8 protein-coding genes are annotated in these 24930 nt (G+C 71.0%); 6 read left to right on the top strand and 2 right to left on the bottom strand.

Translation table 11 applies throughout. The annotated features are described in order from the left end of the window. Positions 1–45 precede the first annotated feature (45 nt). From CGL27_RS04495 to CGL27_RS04485, 3 genes are all read left to right on the top strand, one after another. Positions 46–17523, top strand: coding sequence for a type I polyketide synthase (locus tag CGL27_RS04495; protein ID WP_119984708.1), 17478 nt, complete (start codon positions 46–48; stop codon positions 17521–17523). A gap of 122 nt (positions 17524–17645) precedes the next feature. Then, positions 17646–18491 (top strand): methyltransferase domain-containing protein, encoded by an 846-nt coding sequence (locus CGL27_RS04490; RefSeq protein ID WP_119984705.1) that lies wholly within the window; start codon positions 17646–17648, stop codon positions 18489–18491. Between the two features lie 185 nt (positions 18492–18676). Further along, entirely contained in the window at positions 18677–19519 is an 843-nt protein-coding gene (locus CGL27_RS04485; RefSeq protein WP_119984703.1) for an aldo/keto reductase, read from the top strand. Between the two features lie 86 nt (positions 19520–19605). Here CGL27_RS04485 and CGL27_RS04480 read toward each other — a convergent pair whose 3' ends face one another. Next, the gene (locus tag CGL27_RS04480; RefSeq protein WP_078638581.1) at positions 19606–20709 is read right to left on the bottom strand and encodes a hypothetical protein; all 1104 of its coding nucleotides are present in this window, start codon (positions 20707–20709) and stop codon (positions 19606–19608) included. Positions 20710–20811: 102 nt separating this feature from the next. On the opposite strand from CGL27_RS04480, the gene CGL27_RS04475 reads away from it, so the two are divergent. Both CGL27_RS04475 and CGL27_RS04470 read left to right on the top strand, forming a co-directional pair. Then, positions 20812–21108: a phosphatase PAP2 family protein gene (locus CGL27_RS04475; RefSeq protein WP_119984701.1), complete on the top strand. Its 297-nt coding sequence runs from the start codon at positions 20812–20814 to the stop codon at positions 21106–21108. Positions 21109–21178: 70 nt separating this feature from the next. Beyond that, positions 21179–21877 carry an alpha/beta hydrolase gene (locus CGL27_RS04470; RefSeq protein ID WP_119994243.1) on the top strand — a complete coding sequence of 233 codons (699 nt, stop codon included), beginning with the start codon at positions 21179–21181 and terminating at the stop codon, positions 21875–21877. A 107-nt stretch (positions 21878–21984) separates the two neighbouring features. Here CGL27_RS04470 and CGL27_RS04465 read toward each other — a convergent pair whose 3' ends face one another. Next, on the bottom strand, positions 21985–22623 hold the full coding sequence (locus CGL27_RS04465; protein WP_240450350.1) for a hypothetical protein: 639 nt from the start codon (positions 22621–22623) through the stop codon (positions 21985–21987). A 477-nt stretch (positions 22624–23100) separates the two neighbouring features. On the opposite strand from CGL27_RS04465, the gene CGL27_RS04460 reads away from it, so the two are divergent. Beyond that, positions 23101–24774, top strand: coding sequence for an ABC-F family ATP-binding cassette domain-containing protein (locus CGL27_RS04460; protein WP_119984697.1), 1674 nt, complete (start codon positions 23101–23103; stop codon positions 24772–24774). Positions 24775–24930 lie beyond the last annotated feature (156 nt).

Below are 24930 nucleotides of genomic sequence, written 5' to 3'. Positions count from 1 at the left end.
CAACCCTCCGCAATTTGCCGGCAGCCTTGTGATTGGGAATGCGCGATGAGCAACGAAGACAAACTCCGGGATTACCTCAAGCGAGTCATTGCCGAACTCCACCAGACGCGCCAGCGCCTTCAGGACGCGGAGGCCGCGGACCACGAGCCGATCGCGATCGTGGCGATGAGCTGCCGCTACCCGGGCGGGCTGCGCTCGCCCGAGGAGCTGTGGCGGTCGGTGGCCGCCGGCGAGGACGCCATCTCGGGCTTCCCCCAGGACCGCGGCTGGGATGTGGAGGGGCTGTACGACCCCGACCCGGGCTCGGTCGGCAAGAGCTATGCGCGCGAGGGCGGATTCCTGGACGGCGCCGGTGACTTCGACCCGGCGTTCTTCGGGATGTCGCCGCGCGAGGCGCTCGCGACGGACCCCCAGCAACGGCTGCTGCTGGAGACGGCTTGGGAGGCGTTCGAGCGGGCCGGTATCGATCCGGAGTCGGTGCGGGGCAGCAAGACCGGTGTCTTCACCGGTGTCATGTACCACGACTACGGCACCGGTCTGACATCGCTGCCCGCAGGCGTGGAGGGCTATCTGGGCAATGGCACCGCGGGCAGCATCGCCTCCGGCCGGGTGGCCTATACCCTGGGTCTCGAAGGCCCGGCGGTGACGGTCGACACGGCGTGCTCCTCGTCCCTGGTGGCGCTGCACTGGGCCGGTCAGGCCCTTCGGCGCCAGGAGTGCACACTCGCCCTCGCGGGTGGCGTCACGGTGATGTCCACCCCCGGAACCTTCGTGGAGTTCAGCCGTCAGCGGGGCCTTGCGCCGGACGGCCGGTGCAAGCCGTTCGCGGCGGCCGCCGATGGTACGGGCTGGGGCGAGGGCGTGGGCATGCTCCTGCTGGAACGGCTCTCGGACGCGCGGCGCAACGGCCACCCAGTGCTCGCGGTGGTACGCGGCTCCGCCATCAACCAGGACGGTGCGAGCAACGGCCTCACGGCGCCGAACGGTCCGTCCCAGCAGCGGGTGATCCGCCAGGCCCTGGCCGACGCCAGGCTCTCCGCCAAGCAGGTGGACGCCGTCGAGGCACATGGCACGGGCACCACGTTGGGCGACCCGATCGAGGCACAGGCCCTGCTGTCGACATATGGGCAGGACCGGCCCGAGGACCGACCGCTGTGGCTCGGCTCCGTCAAGTCCAACATCGGCCATACGCAGGCGGCGGCGGGCGTGGCCGGCGTCATCAAGATGGTGCAGGCGATGCGGCACGGACTGCTGCCACAAACCCTGCACATCGACGAGCCGTCGCCCCACGTGGACTGGTCGGCGGGCACGGTCAGGCTGCTCACCGGCGTCACACCGTGGCCGGAGCGCGACGAGCCCCGCCGGGCGGGTGTGTCGTCGTTCGGCATCAGCGGCACCAACGCACACATCATCCTGGAGCAGGAGCCTTCGGCCGAGCCGGATGGCGAAGCGCCGGCGGAGACAGGGCAACTGCCTTCCGGCACCGTGCCGTGGCTGGTCTCGGCGAAGTCCGAGAGCGCCCTGCGCGCCCAGGCCGAACGGTTGCTCGCCCACCTGGACACGCGGCCGGAGACGGTCCCCACCGATATCGGGTTCTCCCTCGCGGCGACGCGTAGTGCGTTCGAGCATCGTGCGGTGGTGCTGGGATCGGACCGGGCGGCTCTGGACGAGGGGCTGCGGGCGCTGGCTGATGGCAGTCGTGCTCCGGGGTTGGTGCGGGGTGAGGCTGTGGGTGGTGATGGGCGTGCGGTGTTGGTGTTTCCGGGTCAGGGGTCGCAGTGGGTGGGGATGGCGGCGGGGTTGTTGGAGTCTTCGCCGGTGTTCGCGGAGCGGGTGGGTGAGTGTGCGGCGGCGTTGGCGCCGTTTGTGGACTGGTCGTTGGTGGATGTGCTTGGCGATGCGGTTGCGTTGGAGCGGGTGGATGTGGTGCAGCCGGTGTTGTGGGCGGTGATGGTGTCGTTGGCGGAGTTGTGGCGTTCGTATGGTGTGGAGCCTGCGGCGGTGGTGGGTCATTCGCAGGGTGAGATTGCGGCGGCGTGTGTGGTGGGTGCGTTGTCGTTGGGGGATGCGGCGCGGGTGGTGGCGTTGCGGAGCAAGGCGTTGCGGGCGTTGTCGGGGCGTGGCGGGATGGTGTCGGTGTCGTTGCCGGTGGGGGAGGTTCGGGAGCGGCTGGTGGCGTGGGGTGAGCGGTTGTCGGTGGCGGCGGTGAACGGGCCTTCGGCGGTTGTTGTCTCGGGTGACGCGGACGCGTTGGACGAGCTGCTGGCGGTGTGCGAGGGCGAGGAGATCCGGGCGCGCCGCATCCCCGTGGACTACGCCTCGCACTGCGCTCACGTCGAGGCCACCGAGGACGAGCTTCGGCACGCCCTCGTCGGGATTGCTCCCCGGTCGTCGTCGGTGCCGTTCTATTCGACGGTGACTGGTGGGGTGCTTGATACGGCGGGGCTGGATGCCGGGTACTGGTACCGGAATTTGCGTCAGTCGGTGCGCTTCGATGAGACGGTCCGGTTCCTGTTGGCGGATGGTTTCCAGGTGTTTGTCGAGGCCAGCGCCCATCCTGTGCTGATGATGGGTGTGGAGCAGACGGCCGAGGATCACGGCACCCGTGTCACCGCCGTGGGTTCGCTGCGCCGTGACGAGGGTGGCCTGGACCGTTTCCTGACCTCCGTGTCCGAGGCATACGTGGGCGGGGCTTCTGTCGACTGGGCGAGCATGTTCGCGGGGACGGGGGCTCGGCGGGTCGAGTTGCCCACGTATGCCTTCCAGAAGGAGCGGTACTGGCTGGAGTCCGCGGGTGCGGCTGTCAGCGCGGGTGCGGCGGCGGGCCTTGGTCTGGGTTCGGCTGATCATCCGTTGTTGGGTGCGGTGGTGGGGTTGGCGGGTGTGGATGGGGTGTTGTTGACGGGTCGGTTGTCGTTGGTTTCGCATGGTTGGTTGGCTGATCATGTGGTGTTGGGTGTGGTGGTGGTGCCGGGGGCGGCGTTGGTGGAGTTGGTGTTGCGGGCGGGGGATGGGGTGGGTTGTGGGTGGTTGGAGGAGTTGACGTTGGAGGCGCCGTTGGTGGTGCCTGAGTGTGGTGGTGTGCAGGTGCAGTTGTCGGTGGGTGTGCCGGATGGGGTGGGTCGGCGTGTGGTGGGTGTGTTTTCGCGGTTGGAGGGTGAGGGGGAGGAGTCGTGGACGCGGCATGCGGTGGGGGTGTTGAGTGCTGGTCTTTCGGGTGGGGTGGTGGAGGGGTTGGGTGTGTGGCCGCCTGTGGGTGCGGTGGCGGTGGATGTGGGTGGTGTGTATGAGCGGTTGGCTGGGGTGGGTTTGGAGTATGGGCCGGTGTTTCGGGGGGTGCGGGCTGCGTGGCGTCGTGGTGATGAGGTGTTTGCGGAGGTGGCGCTTGGGGAGGAGGAGCGTGCGGAGGCGGGGCGGTTCGGTCTGCATCCGGCCCTCCTCGACGCCGCCCTTCACACCGCGGCATTGGGAGGGGACGGCTCGGAAGAGGATTCCTCCCGCCCGGGCCCGGGACTTCCCTTCGTCTGGAGCGGTGTGTCCCTGTACGCAACGGGCGCGGACGCCCTGCGCGTGAGGCTCGCCCCTGCCGGACCGGATGCCGTCTCGCTGCTCGTCGCCGACACCTCCGGGGCGCCGGTGGCCTCGGTGGCGTCGCTGGTGACCCGTACGGTCTCCTCTGGGCAGCTCCACGCCGCGCGGAACGTGACGCATGACACGCTGTTCCACACCACATGGCGGGAGGCGTCCGCCCAGCATGACGTACCCGCGACCAGGGGCCGATGGGCGGTGCTCGGAACCGGAGCGCCGCACCTTGACGACGTAGGCGAAGGTGGACCGGCGGACCCGGTGACGTATCCGGAACTGACGGATCTGATCCAGGCCATGAACGACGGAACGGTCACCCCCGACACCGTTCTGGTCTCCTTCACGGCCGATTCCGGAGCCCGCGTCGGCGACCCGGCCGAGGTTCGGGACATGGCCCATCGTGCTTTGGGTGTGGTGCAGGGGTGGTTGGCTGAGGAGGGGTTTGCCGGCTCGCGGTTGGTGGTGGTGACGCGGGGTGCGGTGGCTGCTGTGTCGGGTGAGGATGTGCCGGATGTGGCGGCTGCCGCGGTGTGGGGTTTGGTGCGTTCGGCGCAGGCTGAGCATCCGGATCGGTTTGTCCTGGTGGATGTGGACGATGGTCGGGTTTCGGCTGGTGTGCTGGGGACGGTGCTGGGGTGTGGGGAGCCTCAGGTGGCTGTGCGGTCGGGGGGTGTGTTGGTGCCTCGGCTGGTGCGGGCGGTTGCTTCTGCGGGTGTTGTTGAGGGGACTGGGTCGGGGTTTGTGCGGGATCCCGAGGGGTCGGTGCTGGTGACGGGTGCGTTGGGGACGTTGGGTGGTTTGGTGGCGCGGCATTTGGTGGCCGAGCGGGGGGTGCGGCATTTGGTGCTGGTTTCTCGGCGGGGTCGGGAGGCGGCTGGTGCGGCGGAGTTGGAGGCGGAGCTGACGGAGCTGGGTGCGTCGGTGACCGTGGCTGCCTGCGATGTCGCGGATCGTGAGGCGTTGGCGGGGGTGTTGGCGCGTATTCCGGTGGATCGTCCGTTGCGTGGTGTGGTGCATGCGGCCGGTGTGCTGGCCGACGGTGTCATCGAGACCCTGACTCCCGAGCGTGTCGACACCGTGCTCCGCCCCAAGGCCGACGCCGCCTTCCACCTCCATGAGCTGACCCGGGACCTGGATCTGTCGGCATTCGTGGTGTTCTCCTCCGCGGCCGGCACGTTCGGCGGCGCCGGACAGGGCAACTACGCCGCGGCGAATGCCTACGTCGACGCCCTGGCGGCCCACCGGCGCGCACTCGGCCTGCCCGCCGTCGCGCTGGCCTGGGGGTTTTGGGCCGAGCGCAGTGGCATGACGGGCCACCTGGACGACGAGGACGTACGGCGCATGCGGCGCGGCGGCATCGCCCCGCTGACGTCGGAAGAGGGCCTTGCGCTGCTCGACGCCTCCGGGACCATGACACAGCCCGTCCTGCTGCCCGTGCGCCTGGACCTTCCGGCGCTCCGTGCCCAGGCGGCGTCCGGTGCGGCACCGGCCCTGCTCCGCGACCTGCTGTCCGTTTCCACCCGTCGTACCGTGCGGCCGTCGAGCGACGGTGCGGGCGAGTCGGACCTGTGGCGGCGGCTGGCGCCCCTGTCGGCGGACGAGCAGGAAGAAGTCCTGCTGAACCTGGTGTGCACCCATGTCGCCGAGGTGCTCGGACACGCGGGGGCGGACTCCATCGAGGTGGGGCGTGCGTTCAAGGAGCTCGGGTTCGACTCGCTGACGGCCGTCGAGCTACGGAACCGGCTGAACACGGCCACCGGACTGCGCCTGCCCGCCACCCTCGTCTTCGACTACCCCACGCCCGTGGTGATCGCCCGCCATCTGCGCTCCGAGCTGGCCGAGGCGTACCAGGGCGCCACCGTGTCGGTCTCGCCGTCCGGCTCCGCCGGTACGGGCACGCTCGCGACCCACGACGAGCCCATCGCGATCGTGGCGATGAGCTGCCGCTTCCCCGGTGGTGTGCGTACGCCGGAGCAGCTGTGGCAGCTTTTGGAGCGCGGCACGGACGCCATCTCCGCCTTCCCGGAAGACCGTGGCTGGGATGTGGAGGGGCTGTACGACCCGGACCCGGATGCTGCGGGGAAGAGCTACGCGCGGGAGGGCGGCTTCCTCTACGACGCGGGTGACTTCGACCCGGCGTTCTTCGGGATCTCGCCGCGTGAGGCGTTGGCGATGGATCCGCAGCAGCGGTTGCTGCTGGAGACGTCGTGGGAGGCGCTGGAGCGGGCCGGTATCGACCCGGCGACCCTGCGCGGCAGCCAGACCGGCGTCTTCGCCGGTGTCATGCACCACGATTACGGACTGCTGCAGGGCCCGGGCGGCGGCCCCGGCGCCCCCAGCGCGGGCAGCATCGTCTCGGGACGGATCTCCTACACCTTCGGTTTCGAGGGCCCGGCCGTGACGGTGGACACCGCGTGTTCATCGTCGCTGGTGGCGCTGCACCTGGCGACGCAGGCGCTGCGGCGGGGTGAGTGCTCGCTCGCGCTCGCCGGCGGTGTGACGGTGATGTCCACGCCGGGTCTGTTCGTGGAGTTCAGCTGGCAGCGTGGGCTGTCGGCCGACGGGCGGTGCAGGGCCTTCGCGGGAGCGGCGGATGGTACCGGGTTTTCCGAGGGCGTCGGGGTGCTGTTGCTGGAGCGGCTGTCGGATGCGCGGCGCAATGGCCATCGGGTGCTGGCGGTGGTGCGTGGTTCGGCCGTCAATCAGGATGGCGCGAGTAATGGGCTGTCGGCGCCGAATGGTCCGTCGCAGCAGCGGGTGATCCGTCAGGCGCTGGGCAATGCCGGGCTCACGGCCGGGCAAGTCGATGCCGTGGAGGGGCACGGTACGGGTACGAGGCTGGGTGATCCGATCGAGGCGCAGGCGTTGTTGGCGACGTATGGCCAGGAGCGTGCGGCGGAGGGTCGGCCGCTGTGGTTGGGTGCGGTGAAGTCGAACATCGGTCATACGCAGGCGGCTGCTGGTGTGGCTGGTGTGATGAAGATGGTGCTGGCGATGCGGCACGGCGTACTGCCGAAAACGCTGCATGTCGATGAGCCGTCGCCGCATGTGGAGTGGTCGGCGGGTGCGGTGGAGTTGTTGACGGATGCGGTGGTGTGGCCGGAGACGGGCCGTCCGCGGCGTGCGGGTGTGTCGTCCTTCGGTATCAGCGGCACCAACGCACACGTCATCCTCGAACAGTCGCCCGTGGTGTTGCCCGACACCGAATCCCCCGACGAACGACGGCCGTTGACGCCTTCCGTGGTGTCGTGGGTGGTCTCGGGACGGTCCGAACGCGCGCTGCGGGCTCAGGCGAGTCGGCTGGCGTCGTTCACAAGAGAACGGTCCGAGCTGCCGATCGTGGATGTGGCGCTGTCGTTGGCGACGACGCGAAGCGCGTTCGAGCATCGTGCCGTGGTGCTGGCCGCTGACCGGGTCGGCCTTGTCGATGGCTTGGAGGCACTGTCGATCGGCGACCCAGCGCCGGGCGTTGTTCAGGGATCCGATGTGCCCGGCAAGTTGACGGTGTTGTTCTCGGGTCAGGGTAGTCAGCGGGTCGGGATGGGGCGGGAGTTGTATGAGGCGTTCCCGGTGTTCGCGGACGTCTTCGACGAGGTGTGTGGGCACTTCGACGGGGTGTTGGAGCGTTCGCTGCGGGAGGTGATCCGTGGGGATTTGTCGGGGTTGGATGAGACGGTGTTTGCGCAATGTGGGTTGTTTGCGGTGGAGGTGGGGTTGTTCCGGTTGGTGGAGTCGTGGGGTGTGCGGCCGGATTTTGTGGCGGGGCATTCGATTGGTGAGTTGGTTGCTGCGCATGTGGCGGGTGTGTTGTCGCTCGCGGATGCGTGTGTGTTGGTGGGGGCTCGTGGGCGGTTGATGCAGGGGTTGCCGTCGGGTGGGGTGATGGTGTCGGTGCAGGCCGCTGAGGCGGATGTGTTGCCGTTGCTGGCGGGTCGTGAGGCTGAGGTGGGTGTGGCGGCGGTCAACGGTCCTCGTTCGACCGTGATTTCCGGTGTCGGGGAGGCGGTGATGGAGGTCGCCGGGCACCTTGAGGTTCAGGGCGTCAAGACGAAGCGGCTGCGTGTTTCGCATGCGTTCCACTCGCCGTTGATGGAGCCGATGCTGGCCGAGTTCCGGCAGGTGGCGGAGGGGTTGTCGTATGCGTCTCCACGTATTCCCGTCGTGTCGAATGTGACGGGCGCGGTCGCGGATGCCGAGGCGTTGTGCTCGGCGGAGTACTGGGTACGGCACGTCCGCGAGACCGTGCGCTTCGCCGATGGGGTGAAGAGCCTCGTGGACCAGGGCGCCACGACCCATCTGGAGCTGGGACCGGACGGAGTGTTGTCCGGGATGGGTCAGGAGTGCGCTCCCGACGCCGTCTTCGCCCCGGCCCTGCGTACCGGTCGTGACGAGGCCACCTCGCTGTACGAAGCGCTGGCGCAGATCCACGTCCGGGGGCGCTCCGTGGACTGGGCTGCCCTGCTCGCCCCGGCGCGCCCCCGGCCCGTCGAGCTGCCGACGTATGCCTTCCAGCGGGAGCGGTACTGGCTGGAGTCGGCCGCGTCCAGGGCGGATGCGGCCTCGGCGGGGCTGGAGCCGGCGGAGCATCCGCTGCTCGGTGCCGCGGTGACGCTGCCCGACTCCGACGGGTGTCTGTTCACCGGCCTGCTGTCCGCGCGGACGCATGCCTGGCTGGCCGACCATGAGGTGCTGGGGGCGGTGATGCTGCCGGGGACGGCGTTCGTCGAGCTGGCGCTGCACGCGGGCGACCGCGTTGGATGCGCCCGGCTGGAGGAGCTGACGCTCGAGGCACCCCTGGTCCTCCCCGAACACGGTGGCGTACAGGTGCGGGTGACGGTCTCGGACGCCGATGACTCGGGGCGCCGGGAGCTGACCGTGCACTCACGCGAGGACGGCGGGGAAGGGCCGTGGCTTCGACACGCGACGGGCAGTGTCGCGCCCGAGCCGTCCACCTCCGCGCGCGCCGCTCTCCCCGCCTCCGTATGGCCGCCGCGGGACGCCGAACCCGTGTCGCTGGAGGGGCATTACGAGCGGGTTGCCGAAACGGGACTGCGGTACGGGCCGGTGTTCCAGGGACTGCGTGGCGTGTGGCGGCGCGGGACCGAGGTGTTCGCCGAGGTCGCGCTGCCCGACGAGGCGGAGCAGGACCCGCGCCGTTTCGGCCTGCACCCGGCCTTGCTGGATGCCGCCCTGCACGCCGTGGGTGCCGCGGCCACCGGCACGTCGGAGGGCGCTGGCGCGTTGGAGGCCACCGGCGCGTCGGACGCCGCCGGCCACCTGGGGGAGATCCGGTTGCCGTTCTCATGGAGCGGAGTGTCGGTGCACGCGGCGGGCGCTGCCACGCTGCGCGTACGCCTCAGCCCGACGGGAGCCGATGGCATGGCGCTGTCGATGGAGGTGAGGGACGGGACCGGTGCGCCGGTCGCGACGGTGGAGTCGCTGGCGACGCGCCCCGTCTCCCCGGAGCAGGTCAACGCGGCGCGCGGTGCGGTGCACCAGTCCCTCTTCCGGCTGAACTGGAGCGTTCTGCCGGGCGCCGAGGCGCAGGTGCACAGCGCCGTGGCCGAAGTGGCGCCGCTTGACGGCGTCGGCTGGCACGATCTGACGGCATTCGGTGAGGCGATCGGCATTGCAGGGGCCGTGCCTCCGGCGGTGGCATGCGTGGTCCCGTCCGTGTCCGCCGCCGAGGGCGAAGAGTCGGCCGAGGGCGACGAGATACGGGACGTGATGCTTCGGGCGCTGGAACTGGTGCGAGGGTGGCTGACCGAGGAGCGGTTCGCCGAATCGCGACTGGTGATCGCCACGCAGGGTGCGGTGACCGTCGAGGACGACGAGGACAACCAGAGCAATAAGGCCGCGGTGGATCTCGCGGCGGCCGCCGTATGGGGCCTGGTACGGACCGCGCAGACCGAGCACCCCGACCGGTTCGTCCTGGTCGACCTGGACGGTGCGGAGCAGGGACCGCGGGAGCCCGGGCGTCGGTCACTGACCCCTGAGACCCTCACCGTGCTGTCCGCCGCGGTGGCGAGCGGCGAACCCCAGGTGGCGGTGCGCGGCGGGCGGCTGCTGGCACCTCGCCTGGGCCGGGTGCGGACCGCCGCATCCTCGGGCACCACCGGCACCACCGGCACCACCGGCACCACCGGCACCACCGGCACCACCGGCACCACCGGCACCACCGGCACCACCGGCACCACCGGAACAGCCGGAACCACCGGAACAGCCGGAACCACCGGAAAAACCGGGGCCACCCCGGCCGCCCAGGCCGCGATGCCCTCGGCGGTGTGGGACGCGGAAGGCACGGTCCTGGTGACCGGTGCCACCGGCACACTGGGCGGGCTGGTCGCCCGCCACCTCGTGGCCGAGCGCGGCGTACGCCATCTGCTGCTGGTGAGCCGTCGGGGCGCGGACGCCCCCGGCGCCCACGCGCTGGAAGCGGAGCTGGTGGCGGCGGGCGCCTCGGTCAGCTGGGCCGCCTGCGACGTGGCCGACCGGGACGCGCTGACCGCCGTGGTGAAGGGCGTCTCCGAAACACATCCGCTGCGCGGAGTCATCCACACGGCCGGGGTGCTCGATGACGGCGTCATCGCATCCCTGACGCCCGAGCGCGTGGACGCGGTGCTGCGCCCGAAGATGGACGCGGCCATCACCCTGCACAAGCTGACCGAGGCGATGGACCTGTCGGCGTTCGTCGTGTTCTCCTCGGCCGCCGGGACCTTCGGCACGGCCGGGCAGGGTAACTACGCGGCCGCCAACGCCTTCCTCGACGCGCTGATACGGCGCCGCCGGGCCTCGGGGCTGCCCGGCCTGTCGCTCGCGTGGGGACTGTGGGACGAGCGCGGCGGAATGGCCGGTGGGCTGGCCGAGGCGGATCTGCGGCGCATGGGCCGGTCCGGAGTGGACGGGCTGTCGCCCGAGGAGGGCCTGGCCCTGTTCGACGCGGGATGTGCCGGGGAGCTGCCCGTGGTCGTCCCGATGCGGCTGGACCCGGCCAAGGCACGTGGCGCCGACGGTGAAGTGCCGCACATCATGCGGGGGTTGGTGCGGCATCCGGCGCGCCGGGCGGCGGAGGGCACCGGTGCCGCAGGTGACCTGCGGGAGCGGCTCGCCGCCGTGGCGTCGTCGGAGGACGGCGAACGCCTGGTGCTGGACCTGGTGCGGCGGTGCGTGGCCACGGTGCTCGGGCACGGTGGGGCGGCCGCGGTGGAGCCGGGCCGCGCCTTCAAGGACTTCGGTTTCGATTCGCTGACGGCGGTGGAGCTGCGCAACCGCCTCGGTACGGCCACCGGACTGCGCCTCACGGCCACGCTGGTGTTCGACTACCCGACCCCGATCGCCCTGGCCCACCATCTCCACCAGGAGCTGACCGGCGGGGGCGACGGCGTACGTCCCGCCCAACCCGCTCTGCCCACCGGCAAGCCGGACACTGGCCACGAGCAGGTGGCGGGCGACGACCTGGTGGCGATCGTTGGCATGGCCTGCCGTTTCCCTGGTGGCGCCCGGTCACCGGAGGAGCTGTGGCGGCTGCTTGCGGCGGGCGAGGAGGCCATTTCCGGCTTTCCCGCCAATCGTGGCTGGGATGTGGCGGGGCTGTACGACCCCGACCCGGAGGCGGATGGCAAGAGCTATGCCCGGGAGGGCGGCTTCCTGCACACCGCCGGCGAGTTCGACCCGGCGTTCTTCGGCATCTCGCCGCGTGAGGCCCTGGCCATGGACCCGCAGCAGCGGTTGCTGCTGGAGACGTCCTGGGAGGCGTTCGAGCGGGCCGGAATCGACCCGACGACCCTTCGGGGCAGCGCGACCGGTGTCTTCGCGGGCCTGATGTACCACGACTACGGGTCCCAGCTCCGCAGCGTGCCCGAGGGCGCCGAGGGCTACCTCGCCACGGGTGGGTCCGGAAGCATCGCATCGGGCCGGATCGCCTACACCTTCGGTCTCGAGGGCCCGGCCGTGACCATCGACACCGCCTGCTCGTCGTCGCTGGTGGCGCTGCACCTTGCCGCGCAGGCGCTGCGGCAGGGCGAATGCTCGCTGGCGCTGGCGGGCGGGGTGGCCGTGATGTCCACCCCCGCCACCTTCGTGGAGTTCAGCCGTCAGCGGGGTCTGGCGCCGGACGGCCGGTGCAAGGCGTTCGCGGCGGCCGCGGACGGTACGGGCTGGGGCGAGGGTGTGGGCATGCTGCTGCTGGAGCGGCTGTCGGACGCGCGGCGCAACGGACACCAGATCCTCGCGGTGGTACGCGGCTCCGCCGTCAACCAGGACGGTGCGAGCAACGGGCTCACCGCGCCCAACGGCCCCTCGCAACAGCGGGTGATCCGGGCGGCGCTGGCCAACGCGCGCCTGTCGGCGGCCGAGGTGGACGTGGTCGAGGCGCACGGTACGGGTACCACGCTGGGCGACCCGATCGAGGCGCAGGCGCTGCTGGCCACGTACGGCCGTGAACACACCGACGACCAGCCCCTGTGGCTCGGCTCGATCAAGTCCAACATCGGGCACACCCAGGCCGCGGCCGGTGTCGCGGGCATTATGAAGATGGTGCTTGCCATGCGGCATGGTCTGTTGCCGCAGACGCTGGGCGTCGACGAACCGTCGCCGCACATCGACTGGACGGCGGGAGCCGTCGAGCTGCTCACCGAGGCCAGGCCCTGGCCCGAGACCGACCGTCCACGCCGGGCGGGCGTCTCGTCCTTCGGCCTCAGCGGCACCAACGCTCACATCATTCTCGAACAGGAGCCGCCGACCGAGGCCGACGAGGAAACCTCCGAGGAGGACGCGCAACTGCCTCCCACCGTCGTGCCATGGGTGCTGTCGGCGAAGTCCGATGCCGGTGTGCGGGGGCAGGCCGCGCGACTGCAGTCGGCGGTGGCCGGGGATACCGGCCCGGCGATGACGGACATCGGTCTGTCGCTGGTCACCACGCGTGCGGCGTTCGAGCGGCGGGCGGTGGTGCTGGGTGGTGACCGTGCCGCGCTCGTCAGTGGCCTGACCGCGCTGACCGAGGGCCGCGAGGCGACGGGCGTGGTGCGGGGGGCCGTGGTCGGCTCCGACGCCCGGGTGGCCTTTGTCTTTCCTGGTCAGGGGTCGCAGTGGGTGGGGATGGCGGCGGGGTTGCTGGAGTCTTCGCCGGTGTTCGCGGAGCGGGTGGGTGAGTGTGCGGCGGCGTTGGCGCCGTTCGTTGACTGGTCGCTCGGGGATGTGTTGCGGGGTGGGGAGGGTGCTGCGGAGGCGTTGGAGCGGGTGGATGTGGTGCAGCCTGCCTTGTTCGCCGTGATGGTGTCGCTTGCGGAGCTGTGGCGTTCGTACGATGTGGGGCCTGCTGCTGTCATCGGTCATTCGCAGGGTGAGATCGCGGCGGCGTGTGTGGCGGGTGCGTTGTCGCTGAAGGACGCCGCGCGCGTGGTGGCGTTGCGAAGCCAAGCACTGCGGGCGTTGTCCGGCGGTGGTGGCATGGTGTCGGTGTCACTGCCCGTGAAGGCGGTACGAGAGCGGCTGGTCCGGTGGGGTGAGCGGCTGTCTGTGGCAGCGGTGAACGGGCCCTCGGCGGTTGTTGTCTCGGGTGACGCGGACGCGTTGGACGAGCTGCTGGCGGTGTGCGAGGGAGAGGAGATCCGGGCCCGTCGCATCCCCGTGGACTACGCCTCGCACTGCGCCCATGTGGAGGAGATCGAGGAGACGTTGTTGCGGGAGCTGGCGGATATCGCTCCCCGGGCGTCGTCGGTGCCGTTCTACTCCACGGTCACGGCAGGCGTGCTCGATACGACCGGACTGGACGCCGGGTACTGGTACCGGAATCTGCGTCAGACGGTCCGCTTCGATGAGACCGTCCACACCCTCCTGGCCGACGGCTTCCAGGTGTTCATCGAGGCCAGCGCCCACCCCGTCCTGACGATGGGAGTGGAGCAGACGGCCGAGGATCACGGCACCCGCGTCACCGCCGTCGGTTCCCTGCGCCGCGACGATGGCGGTCCCGACCGGTTCGCCACCTCCCTCGCCGAGGCGTATGTCGGCGGCGCGCCCGTCGACTGGGCGAGGATGTTCGCCGGAACGGGCGCGGAGCGAGCCGATCTGCCGACGTATGCCTTCCAGCGCACGCACTTCTGGCTGGAGTCCGAGACGGTCGAGGCCGGTGATGTGGCATCGGCGGGGCTGGACTCGGCCGGGCATCCGTTGCTGGGTGCCGCCGTGCCGCTGCCCGACTCCGACGGTTTCCTGCTCACCGGCCGGCTGTCGCTCCGTACCCATCCCTGGCTCGCCGACCACGCGGTGGCGGATGTCACGCTGCTGCCCGGGACGGCCTTCGTGGAGCTGCTGCTGCGGGCCGGTGACGCGGTCGGCTGCGACCGGGTGGACGAACTGACCCTGGGAGCACCGCTTGTGCTGCCCGAGCAGGGCACGGTCCGGCTGCAGGTCGCCGTCGGCGGCCCCGACGAGGCGGGGCGGCGCTCGGTCGGTGTGTACGCGCAGACGGAGGACGGCCCCTGGACGCAGCACGCGACCGGTGTGCTCGGCGGCGGTGTGCCCGGCGGCGGCAGCAGCTCGGCCGATCGCGCCACTGAGACGGAGGCATGGCCACCGACTGGTGCGGAGGCCGTGGATGTCGCCGGGCTCTACGAAAGGTTCGCACGGACCGGACTCGGCTACGGGCCATCGTTCCAGGGGCTGCGCGCCGTCTGGCGCAAGGGCGAGGAGGTCTTCGCGGAGGTCGGCCTGGCGGAGGAGGCACGGCAGGACGCCGAGCGCTTTGGCCTCCATCCGGCCCTGCTGGACGCCGCGTTGCACGCGATGGCGTTCGGAGGCTTCGTCCGCCTCCCCGAACCCGATGGCAAGACCCGCCAGGATGGCGGGTCCGGCACCGGGCGGGTCCGGCTTCCCTTCGCCTGGAGCGGAGTGGCGCTGCATGCCACGGGCGCGTCCGCGCTGCGGGTGCGGCTGGCCCCGGCCGGGGTGGACGCGGTGTCGCTGACCGCGCTCGACGAGTCGGGACGCCCGGTGGCCTCGGTGGATTCGCTCGTCACCCGCGCGGTGGCCCGGGACCAGCTCGGCGCGGCGCATGGCGCCTTCCACGAGTCGCTTTTCCACCTGGAGTGGACGGCGCCCACGGTGGTGTCCCCGTCGTCCGTCGCTCCCGGCCGCTGGGCCGTGCTCGCCGAGGGCGACACGGGGCTGTCGGCGGCGCTGAAGTCGGCGGGCACGGCCGGTGCCCTGGCCGAGACGTACGCGGATCCGTCCGCTCTGGGAGAGGCTGTCGAGGCGGGGCGAACGGCGCCGGATCTGGTGTTCGCCTGCCTGTCCTCCCAGCCTTCCCTCTCCTCGGCCCTTTCCCACACGTCCGCCTCGCGCGACCACACGTCCGCCTCGCGCGACGAAACGGACACGGTGGCACTCGCACCGTCCGCCGAGGCGGTCCGCGCCGTGGCGCACCGGGCCCTCGCGCTGGTGCAGTCGTGGCTGGCCGATGAGCGGTTCGGACGGTCCCGGCTGGTGCTGGTCACCCGTGGGGCGGTCGGCGTCCGGCCCGGGGAGCCGGTCGCCGATCCGGCCTGCGCGGCGGTGTGGGGGCTGGTGAGGTCGGCGCAGTCGGAGAATCCTGACCGGTTCCTGCTGCTCGACCTGGACGACCAGGAGGCGTCGTTCGCCGCCCTGCCGCAGGCTCTGTCGGGCGACGAGCCGCAGATGGCGGTGCGCGGCGGTGCGGTGCTGGTGCCACGGCTCGCCCGGGTCCCTGCGGCCCGCGCGGCCGCGTCCACGTCGGCCGGGGAGCGGGACGGCGAGCCCGTGGCCACTCCGCTGTGGGACCCGGAGGGAACGGTCCTCATCACCGGCGCCACGGGCGTGCTGGGCTCCCTGGTGGCGCGTCACCTGGTGGCCGAGCACGGCGTACGCCATCTGCTGCTGACCAGCCGCCGGGGCCGCGAGGCCACGGGCGCCGCCGAGCTGGTGGACGAGCTGACCGCGTCGGGGGCTTCGGTGTCCCTGGCCGCCTGCGACACGGCCGACCGCGCCGCGCTGGCGCGGCTGCTGGCCTCCGTACCGGCCGAGCATCCGCTGACCGGGGTGGTGCACGCGGCCGGTGTGCTTGACGACGGGGTGATCGGGGCGCTGACTCCGGAGCGCGTCGACACGGTGCTGCGGCCCAAGGCAGATGCCGCCATCAACCTCCATGAGCTGACGGAGGACCTGCCGCTGTCCGCGTTCGTGCTGTTTTCCTCGGCGGCGGGCGTGTTCGGTGGCAGTGGCCAGGCCAACTACGCCGCGGCCAACGCGTTCCTGGACGCGCTGGCGCAGCGGCGCAGGGCCGGGGGGCTTCCGGCGGTCTCCCTGGCCTGGGGGCTGTGGGCCGAACGCAGCGCCATGACGGGGCACATGGACGACAGCGACGTCGAACGGCTGAACCGGGCGGGAGTGACCGCACTGTCGTCCGAGGAGGGCCTGGAGCTCTTCGATGCGGCGACGGCGCAAGCGCATGCCCGGGCTGCCCGGTCCGGGGACCCCGGTCCGGGCGAGGGCGCCGATGCGAGCGGCGGCGGCCGGCCGGAAAGCGTCACTGACGTGCACCCGGAAAGCACCACCGATCCGCGCCCGCTCCTAGTACCCATGCGCCTCGACATCGCCGCGCTACGAGTGCAGGCCGCCTCCTTCGGCGTCCCGCATCTGCTGCGCGGGCTGGTCCGGGTCCCGGCCCGGCGTACCGCCCATAACGGCGCCTCCGGCTCCGCCACCGGCGCCGGTGGAGTGGAGCCGATCGGGCAGCGCCTGAACGGGCTCTCGGTCAGGGAGCAGACCCAGCTCCTGACCGAGCTGGTGCGCACCCATGCCGCCACCGTGCTCGGCCATGACTCACCGGACCTGGTGGAGGACGACCACGCCTTCCTCGAGCTGGGCATCACCTCGCTCACCGCCGTGGAGATCCGCAACCGGCTCAACCTCGCCACCGGTCTCAATCTGCCCGCCACGCTGCTCTTCGACCACACCACACCCGCGGCGCTCGCCGCCCACCTGCGCGCCCAACTGGTCCCCGGCGCCCCCGACTCCGCGCCCCAGGGCGAAGCGCCCGCCGCCGGAGCGCCGCACCAGACCACGACCATGGCCACACCCCCCGGTGCGGTCAAGGCCCCGACCGGCTCGACGATCGAGGAGCTGTACCGGCAGGCATGCGCCGATGAACAGTACGTGGCGGGCACCCAGTTGCTCATGGCAGCGGCCCGGCTGCGCCCTTCGTTCCGTACGGCGGCGGAGCTGACCACCCCGCCCAAGCTGGTGCGGCTCTCCAAGGGCAGTACGGCGCCGGGGCTGGTGTGCTTCCCGTCGCTGGTCGCCATCTCCGGACCGCGTGAGTACGCCCGCTTCGCGGCCGGGTTCCGGGGCCGCCGCGACGTCTCCGTGCTGCCAGAGCCCGGTTTCGGCAAGGGGGAGCTGCTTCCGGCGAGCGTCGACGCCGTCGTGGAGATGCAGGCGGAGGCGGTGCTGCGCTGTGTCGGAGAGAAGCCGTTCGTGCTCGTAGGACGCTCGTCCGGCGGCTGGATCGCCCAGGCGGTCGCCGGGCGGCTGGAGGCGCGTGGCAGCGCGCCCTCGGCGGTCGTCCTGCTGGACACCTATCTGCCGCGCAGCGAGGCGTTGCCGTGGATCCAAACGAATCTGTCCGGCAAGATGTTCGACCGGGAAAAGATGTTCGGCGTGGTGGACGAGGGCAGGCTGACCGCGATGGGCGGCTATCTGCGCCTCTTCTCCGACTGGGGGCCGACGCCGATCGACGCGCCGATTCTCACGGTGAAAGCGGAGGAATCCTTTCCGGGATCCGGGGAGGGGAACGACGAGGAATCGGCATGGGGTGCCACGCTCACCCGTATCGACGTTCCCGGCGACCACTTCACCATGATGGAGGATTTCGCCGGCGTGGCCGCCGAAGCGGTCCTCAACTGGCTTGCGGAGAACGTGTGATTCGCATTGCCTGACATCCTGATAGGCTCGCGCTCATTCGAAGCGCGGAAGAAAAACGGGGAAGGCGCTCGCGGATTTCTGATGTCGCCGAAGACCTTTCCATTACTGCGGGAGGAAACATCATGACGTCCAATGTCAGCGCGGTCGGTGAGCGGGTCGGAGAGTTCTACGACCAGCTGGTGGGCATGTTCGACGCCTCGCTGTACGGCCCGAACATCCATGTCGGCTACTGGAACAGCCAGGAGGACAGCACCACCCTGGAGGATGCCGCCGACCGGCTCACCGACATGATGATCGCGCGGCTGCGCATCGGCGCCGGCTCCCGGGTCCTGGACATCGGCTGCGGCTTCGGCGGGCCCGCGATCAGGCTCGCGCAGAAGACGGGTGCCGAGGTGGTGGGCATCAGCGTCAGCCGTAAGCAGGTCGAGAAGGCCAATGAGCTGGCCGAGGCCGCCGGGGTGAGCGGCAAGGTCACCTTCCAGTACGGCGACGCGATGGACCTGGCCTTCGACGACGGCTCCTTCGACGCCATCTGGATGCTGGAATCCGTGATGCAGATGCCCGACCGGGCGGCGGCGCTCGCGGAGGCCGCCCGCGTTCTGCGCCCGGGCGGCCGGCTGGCGCTCACTGACAACTACGAGCGCGAAGAGATATCCGAGGAGCGGCGGCCGGTCATCGAGAACATTCTCCAGCGGTACATCACCCAGCCGCCCGCTTCTTTCGAGGCATACCCGGCGATGCTGCGCGAGGCCGGGCTGCGCTGTACGGAGCTGCTCGACGTCAGCGAAAGCACCACCAAGCAGTCGGTCAGGCGGCTCGGTGAGGCCATGGCCCAGAACATGGAGAAGCTGGCGTCCAAGGTCGACCCGGAGGTCTTCAATAAGTTGAAGCCCGCGGAGGGCGAGAACATGGAAATGCCCGAGCTGGGTTATCTCATCGCCACCGCGCGCCGCCCCGAAACCGCGTAAGTTCTCGGCGCCGGAATTTCCCGGCTCTCGTCAGGGAGGCATTCAGGGGCGGGTCGACACATTCGGCCCGCCCCTCGGCGCGGAGAGGACCGCGACCGCCCCCGGGGCCACACGGCGCGGACGTCGCATGGCGCATGGCTTCGCCTACCGTGGGAGGCAGCCGGAGAACCAGGGAGGCGGACAAGATGACCAGCGCACCGGACACCGTCCCGCTGCCCTCGGGGGAGCGGATCCCGCTGCTCGGCCAGGGCACCTGGCACATCGGTGACCACCCTCGGCGCCGCGCCGATGAGATCGCGGCGCTGCGGCGTGGACTCGACCTCGGCATGACCGTCGTGGACACGGCCGAGATGTACGGCAGCGGCGCCTCCGAGGAACTCGTCGGAGAGGCGATCGCCGGCCGCCGCGACGAGGTATTCCTGGTCAGCAAGGTACTCCCCGGCCACGCCGACCGCAGTGGCACCATCGCGGCCTGTGAGGACAGCCTGCGGCGGCTTGGCACGGACCGGCTGGATCTGTACCTGCTGCACTGGCGGGGGCGGGTCCCGCTGGAGGAGACCCTCGAAGCCTTCGCCGAACTGACCGACAGCGGCAAGATCCGCCACTGGGGTGTGAGCAACTTCGACGTCTCCGATATGACAGACCTCGTCTCCACCCCCGGTGGCGACGGTGTCGCCGTCGACCAGGTGCTCTACAACCTCACCAGGCGCGGTGTCGAGTACGACCTCATGCCCTGGTGCCACCGGCGCGACATCCCCCTGATGGCCTATTCGCCCATCGAGCAGGGACGCCTGCCGCGCTCCGGTGCGCTGCGGGAGGTCGCACGGGCCCACGGCGCGACGCCCGCGCAGGTGGCGCTGGCGTGGGTGCTCAGGCAGGGGGTGGCGGCGATCCCCAAGGCCGGGCGGGTCGACCATGTCGAGGAGAACCACGTCGCGCTGGATCTCGAGCTCACCCCGGAGGACCTGGACGCGCTGGACCGCGCCTTCCCCCCGCCCACGGGGCCCGTGCCCCTCGAGGTCCTTTGAGCCCGAGATCCTCGGAGGCTTTGGGCGCACCGGCTTTACGTACGCGGGTCTTACGCGTCTGAGCCGTGATGCGGGCGCGGCGGACCTCACGTATACGGGTCGTGGTAGCGCAGCAGCACCCCGACCCCGTCCTCCAGCGACAGCTCCTCACGCGGGACCGTGATCAGCTCGGCGCCGGTGCTCACCAGGGCCCGTACCACCACGGCCCCGGCGGGCTCCTGCCGTCCGGTGTGCACGCCGAAGGTGTGGAGGTCCGGCTCCGTCAGCGTGACGTGGGTGGGCTCGGGCCCCGCCCACAGCGACTCCGGAAGGTTCACAGGGCGGGTGAGCAGCAGGCAGTGGGCCTGGCCACGCTGTAGGGCGGTGATGGCGGCGGACAGCCCTTCGGAGGTGTCCGGGTGCCGGGCGCGCTGCGCCATGTAGCGGTGCGTCAAGGTCCGGTCCCGTTCGTTCACCGTGGCACGCAGCGTGTCGTTCAGCTCCGCCTCCAACAGGGCCCGGCCGGGTCCGGCCACCGGTCGTCCGCTGTCGGGCACGGTGACGACGCGCTGTTGGGTGGACTCGGGCAAATGGTTGACCAGCACGCCGCGCAACCACACGTCCTCCGCCGCGCACCGCAACACGATCGTCTCGGCATCGGTCCAGCGGCGCAGATTCTCCAGCTCGTGGGCGACCGCGAATGCGTTCGCCGGCCAGTCCCGGGCCGCGCCGATGTGGTTGTAGCGGGGCTCCGGTGCCACCCGGCTCATGGGCCACCGCCCGGCTTGGTAGTGCACCACCACATCCTCTTCCAGGTCGGTCTCCGCGAAGGCCCGGGAGAGCGCCACGGCCACATAGGGGATGTCCGGGGCGTGTTGCAGCACCAGGGGCAGCACATCGGGGATCGAGGTGAAGCGGGCCGAATCGGCCGCCGGCGGCTCGGGGAGCCCCTCGGCCAGTCCGAGCCGTCCATGGGCGGCGAACAGGGCCTGTCCGTGCCGTCCGGACACCTCCCGGTCGCTGCCCACGGCGGTGTGTAGGGCGGAGAGGGTGGCGTTGTCCACGCCCTGGCCGGACAGCGCGTCGCGCAGGTGCCGCCAGCGCAGCTCGATCGCCTTCTCCGGATCCTCGATGTCGCGGGAGGTGTCCAGGTAGACGGCGGCCCATGGGCCGGGCCGCGCGTAGAGCGGGTCGAGAAACGACAACTTCATATGCGCTCCGTACCTTGTCGGGCGACCTGACGGGGCGGCCCGACACGAGCGGGTTTCCCACTCAGGCCGGATGAAACCGCTCGAAATCGCTGGTTCCGGTCAGTGGCGGGGCGGGGGTCGACCTGCCCCGCGACGGGCGACTGGGCGACGCACGCGTCCGGCAGGTCCTTCCCCTGCGACCACGCCACCCCCTCCGCGATCGCCGCGGGCCTGCTCATCGGCGCGGCACTGGTGCGCGCTCCGCGTGCCAGACGAACGGTGGCCGCCCTGATCGGATGCCGGGGCGCGGCAGTGGGCCTGACCCGCGTCCACCTCGGTGTGCACTGGTTCAGCGATGTCATCGGCGGATGGCTCTTCGCGGCCGGCTCGTCCTGTGCGCCTGCCTGTCCCGGTGGCTGAGGCCGGGCACACCGCCGGGAGGAGAGTGATCCGGCGGTCCATTGTCGGACCCCCGCGCTACCTTGCCGCCATGACGGAATTCGTACTGGTGGCGGGTGCGTGGCTGGGGTCGTGGGCATGGGACGGGGTGGTTCCGGAGCTGCGTGCTGCCGGACACGGCGGCCATGCCCTCACGCTGTCCGGACTCGCCGAGAAGCAGGGTGTGCAGGCCGGGCAGCAGACCCATGTCCAGGACATCGTCGGCGAGATCGAGCGCCTCGATCTGCGCGATGTGGTCCTGGTGGGGCACAGCTATGCGGGCATCCCGGTCGGTCAGGCCGCCGAGCGCATCGGCGACCGGCTGGCCCATGTGGTGTTCGTGGACTCCAACGTTCCGGCGGACGGTGAGTCGTTCCTGTCGGCCTGGCCCGGCGGGCAGGCCATGGTGGAGGCGTCGATGGCCGCGAACGGCGGCTTCTGGGCGCCCCTGACCGAGGCCGATTACCACGGCCAGGGGCTCACCGAGGAGCAGATCGCGCGGATCGTGGGCGCCACGCCGCATCCGGGCGCCACGCTGTCCGAGCCGGCCGCCCTGGCGCGCCCGCTCGGCGGGCTGCCGGCCACGTACATCAAGTGTCTGCTCGACGGCGCCGAGCCGACGGACGACGTGGCCGAGCTGCTGAAGAGCGAGCACTGGCGGCTGGTCGAGATGGACACCGGCCACTGGCCGATGTTCTCCCAGCCGCGCGAGCTGGCCCGGATACTGCTCCGGTGTGCCGGGCCGTCGTGACGCGGCACTACGCCTGACCGGGTCCCGGGCGGCGTTCGCCCGGGACCCGGTCACCCGCCTCGCGTGAGGCGGCGGCCACATCGTGTGCTACCGCGCCGCCAGTGCGGTCACTCGCACCCGTACCGCCAGTTCCACCCCACGAAGGTGTGCCGCAGCTCCACATCGAAGCGGCAGCTCGCCGTCCCGTCGGCCTTCAACTGGACGTAGGAGTGGTGGGTGTTGTTGTACCAGTCGCCGGTCGGATCGAAGACACCCTGGTACGCGAAGTCGGCGTGCGCCTCGGAGTTGACCTCGGCGCAGTCGGTGACACAGTCGTCCTTCGCGGTCTGCGAGGTGAGCGACCAACCGGCGTCCCACGGCTCACGGTTCCACTCCTGGGTGGCCGTGGTGCCGGCCGTGGTGACGCGGCCGTTCGCCGTGTCCCACGAGGAGGCGGTGTACAGACCCGTCATCCGGATGTTGCAGCAGTCGTACATCTCGTTCCAGCCACGCAGCTGATGCCCGGCAGCGGCGGCGGTGGCGGTGCGGGCCGAGCGCTCCGATGCCGGGCCGTGCTGGACGGAGACCGGTTCCGGCTTGCAGTCGGCGCCTATGGTGATCTGTCCCGAGACGGCCTGGCCGGGCGCCGGAACGGGAAGCTCGCCGGTCAGCCGGACACCGTCACAGGACTTCGGCGCCGGGTCGGACTCCTGGGCCGTCGCCACCGTCGTACCACCCAGGAACGCCACCAGGGAGACGGCCGACACGGCCGCGATACTCAACCGGCTATTCACTTCTCACGCCCTTTGATCCGATGCGATCCGAAACGGGCGGCGCGCCTCGGAACCGGTGCGCCGCCAGGTCACGCGGGTGATCGTAACGGCGGTCGTCCGCGGAAGCGGGGGGCGCGGGAAAGGTTGGCAGGAAGGTGGCACGGCGGCCCCGCCCGGCCGCGCACACGACATCACGCACCTCGGCTGCGCTACACTTCCCGGGTCCTGTTGTCTCCGATAGAGGTGGACGTTGCGTATCTGAGGTTCGCGATCATCGCGCGGTACGGCACAAGCCGTAGCCCGTCACGTCGTAGTCGGCCTTCTCGCCGCCCGTGACCCGCGTGAATGCGACCTCGGTGCATCAGCCGTCCCTCACCCTTCGGAGGGCCGCACCCGTTTTCCCGGCTTGGTCGCCGCGTGGTGCTCGCATACGTAGCCCCTTTTCACAGCGCTTGCGAATGCGAGAACACCATGGCAGCAACCCCCACCCCCAGCGTCTCCGTGACCTGCTCGGCCGTGTCCTTCCAGTGGCCGGACGGCACGAGCGTCTTCGACGGGCTCTCGCTCGGCATCGGACGGGGCCGCACCGGCCTCGTCGGCACCAACGGCAGTGGCAAGTCCACCCTGTTGCGGCTGATCGGCGGCCGGCTGCGCCCTGCGCAGGGGTCGGTGACCGTCGGCGGCAGCCTCGCCTACCTTCCGCAGAACATCACCCTCGACACCACTCTCCGCGTCGACCAGGCCCTGGGCATCGCCGAGCGGCGCGCCGCCCTGAGCGCCATCGAGGCGGGAGACGTCGACGAGGCCCACTTCGAGACGATCGGCGACGACTGGGACGTCGAGGAGCGGGCCCTGGCGACACTGGGCTCACTCGGGCTCGGCGATGTCGAACTGGACCGCACCATCGGCCACCTCTCCGGCGGGGAGACCGTACTGCTGCGCCTGGCCGCCCTGCTCCTGGAGCGCCCCGACGTCCTGCTGCTCGACGAACCCACCAACAACCTCGACCTGTTCGCGCGGCGGCGGCTCTACGACGCCGTCGACTCCTGGCGCTCCGGTGTGCTGGTCGTGGTCAGCCACGACCGTGAGCTGCTGGAGCGGGTGGACCGCATCGCCGAACTGCGGTCCGGGTCGGTGACCTGGTACGGCGGCGGCTGGTCCGCCTACCGGGAGGCGCTGGCCACTCAGCAGGAGGCGGCCGCGCGGATGCTGCGGGTCGCCGAGGCGGATGTGCGTCGGCAAAAGCGCGAACTGGAGGAGACCCACATCAAACTGGCACGCCGGCAGCGGAACAGCAAGAAGATGGACATCGAGCGGCGGGCCCCGAGAATCGTCGCCGGTGCCCGCAAGCGGTCCGCGCAGGAGTCGGCCGGCAAGCTCCGCGACCTGCAGGAAGACCGCCTCCACGAGGCGCGCGAGCGGCGTGAGGAGGCCGCCGGGGCGGTACGCGACGACGCCGAGATCCGGGTGAGCCTGCCGCACACCGCCGTGCCCGCGGGCCGCACCGTGCTCAGCCTGAGCGAACTGAGCCCCCGGTACGGCGCCCTGCGCGAGGCCACCCTCCATGTGCAGGGGCCCGAACGCATCGCACTGGTGGGACGCAACGGGGCGGGCAAGACCACACTGCTGCGTACCCTCACCGGCCAGCTCGCCCCGCTGTCCGGGGAGGCCAGGGCGTTCGTGCCGCTGCGGTTCCTCCCCCAGCGGCTGGATGTGCTGGACGACGAGCTGAGCGTGGCGGCGAACGTGGCACGCCGGGCGCCCGGGATCACCGACAACCAGATCCGCTCCCAGCTCGCGCGCTTCCTGTTCAAGGGGGCGCGGGCGGACCAGCCGGCGGGCACCCTCTCGGGTGGCGAACGTTTCCGGGCCGCCCTCGCGGCCACCATGCTCGCCGCACCGGCCCCGCAGCTGCTGCTGCTCGACGAGCCGACCAACAACCTCGACATGGCCAGTGTGCGGCAGTTGACGAGCGCGTTGGACTCCTACGAGGGCGCGCTCGTGGTCTCCAGCCACGATCTGCCGTTCCTGGAATCGATCGGCATCACCCGGTGGCTGCTGGTCGGCGAGGAGCTGCGGGAGACCGCTGCCGATGAGGTGCGGGATCTGCTCGAGGCGTCGTCCGCGACGGAGGTGACCGACTGAGACGCCCCCGGGAGGGCGGCCCACGTGGCCGCCCGCCCGAGCCACCCGAGAGGCGTGGCCGCCCGCCCGGGCCGCCCCGCCTCTCCTGCCCGTACACGAAATTCGCGACAGCGAAATCAGGATCTGGAGTCCGCGCAGGTTAAGGCGCAATCAAGG

This window comes from Streptomyces sp. 11-1-2, from assembly GCF_003595545.1.
Taxonomy (GTDB): domain Bacteria; phylum Actinomycetota; class Actinomycetes; order Streptomycetales; family Streptomycetaceae; genus Streptomyces; species Streptomyces hygroscopicus_B.
This window is presented reverse-complemented; position numbering and strand designations above follow the sequence as displayed.

What these genes read in the sequence shown, in the direction of transcription:
- CGL27_RS04495 (WP_119984708.1), top strand. Translation starts at nt 46, where the DNA reads ATGAGCAACGAAGACAAACTCCGGGATTACCTCAAGCGAGTCATTGCC.
- CGL27_RS04485 (WP_119984703.1), top strand. Translation starts at nt 18,677, where the DNA reads ATGACCAGCGCACCGGACACCGTCCCGCTGCCCTCGGGGGAGCGGATC.
- CGL27_RS04470 (WP_119994243.1), top strand. Translation starts at nt 21,179, where the DNA reads ATGACGGAATTCGTACTGGTGGCGGGTGCGTGGCTGGGGTCGTGGGCA.
- CGL27_RS04460 (WP_119984697.1), top strand. Translation starts at nt 23,101, where the DNA reads ATGGCAGCAACCCCCACCCCCAGCGTCTCCGTGACCTGCTCGGCCGTG.
- CGL27_RS04480 (WP_078638581.1), bottom strand. Translation starts at nt 20,709, where the DNA reads ATGAAGTTGTCGTTTCTCGACCCGCTCTACGCGCGGCCCGGCCCATGG.
- CGL27_RS04490 (WP_119984705.1), top strand. Translation starts at nt 17,646, where the DNA reads ATGACGTCCAATGTCAGCGCGGTCGGTGAGCGGGTCGGAGAGTTCTAC.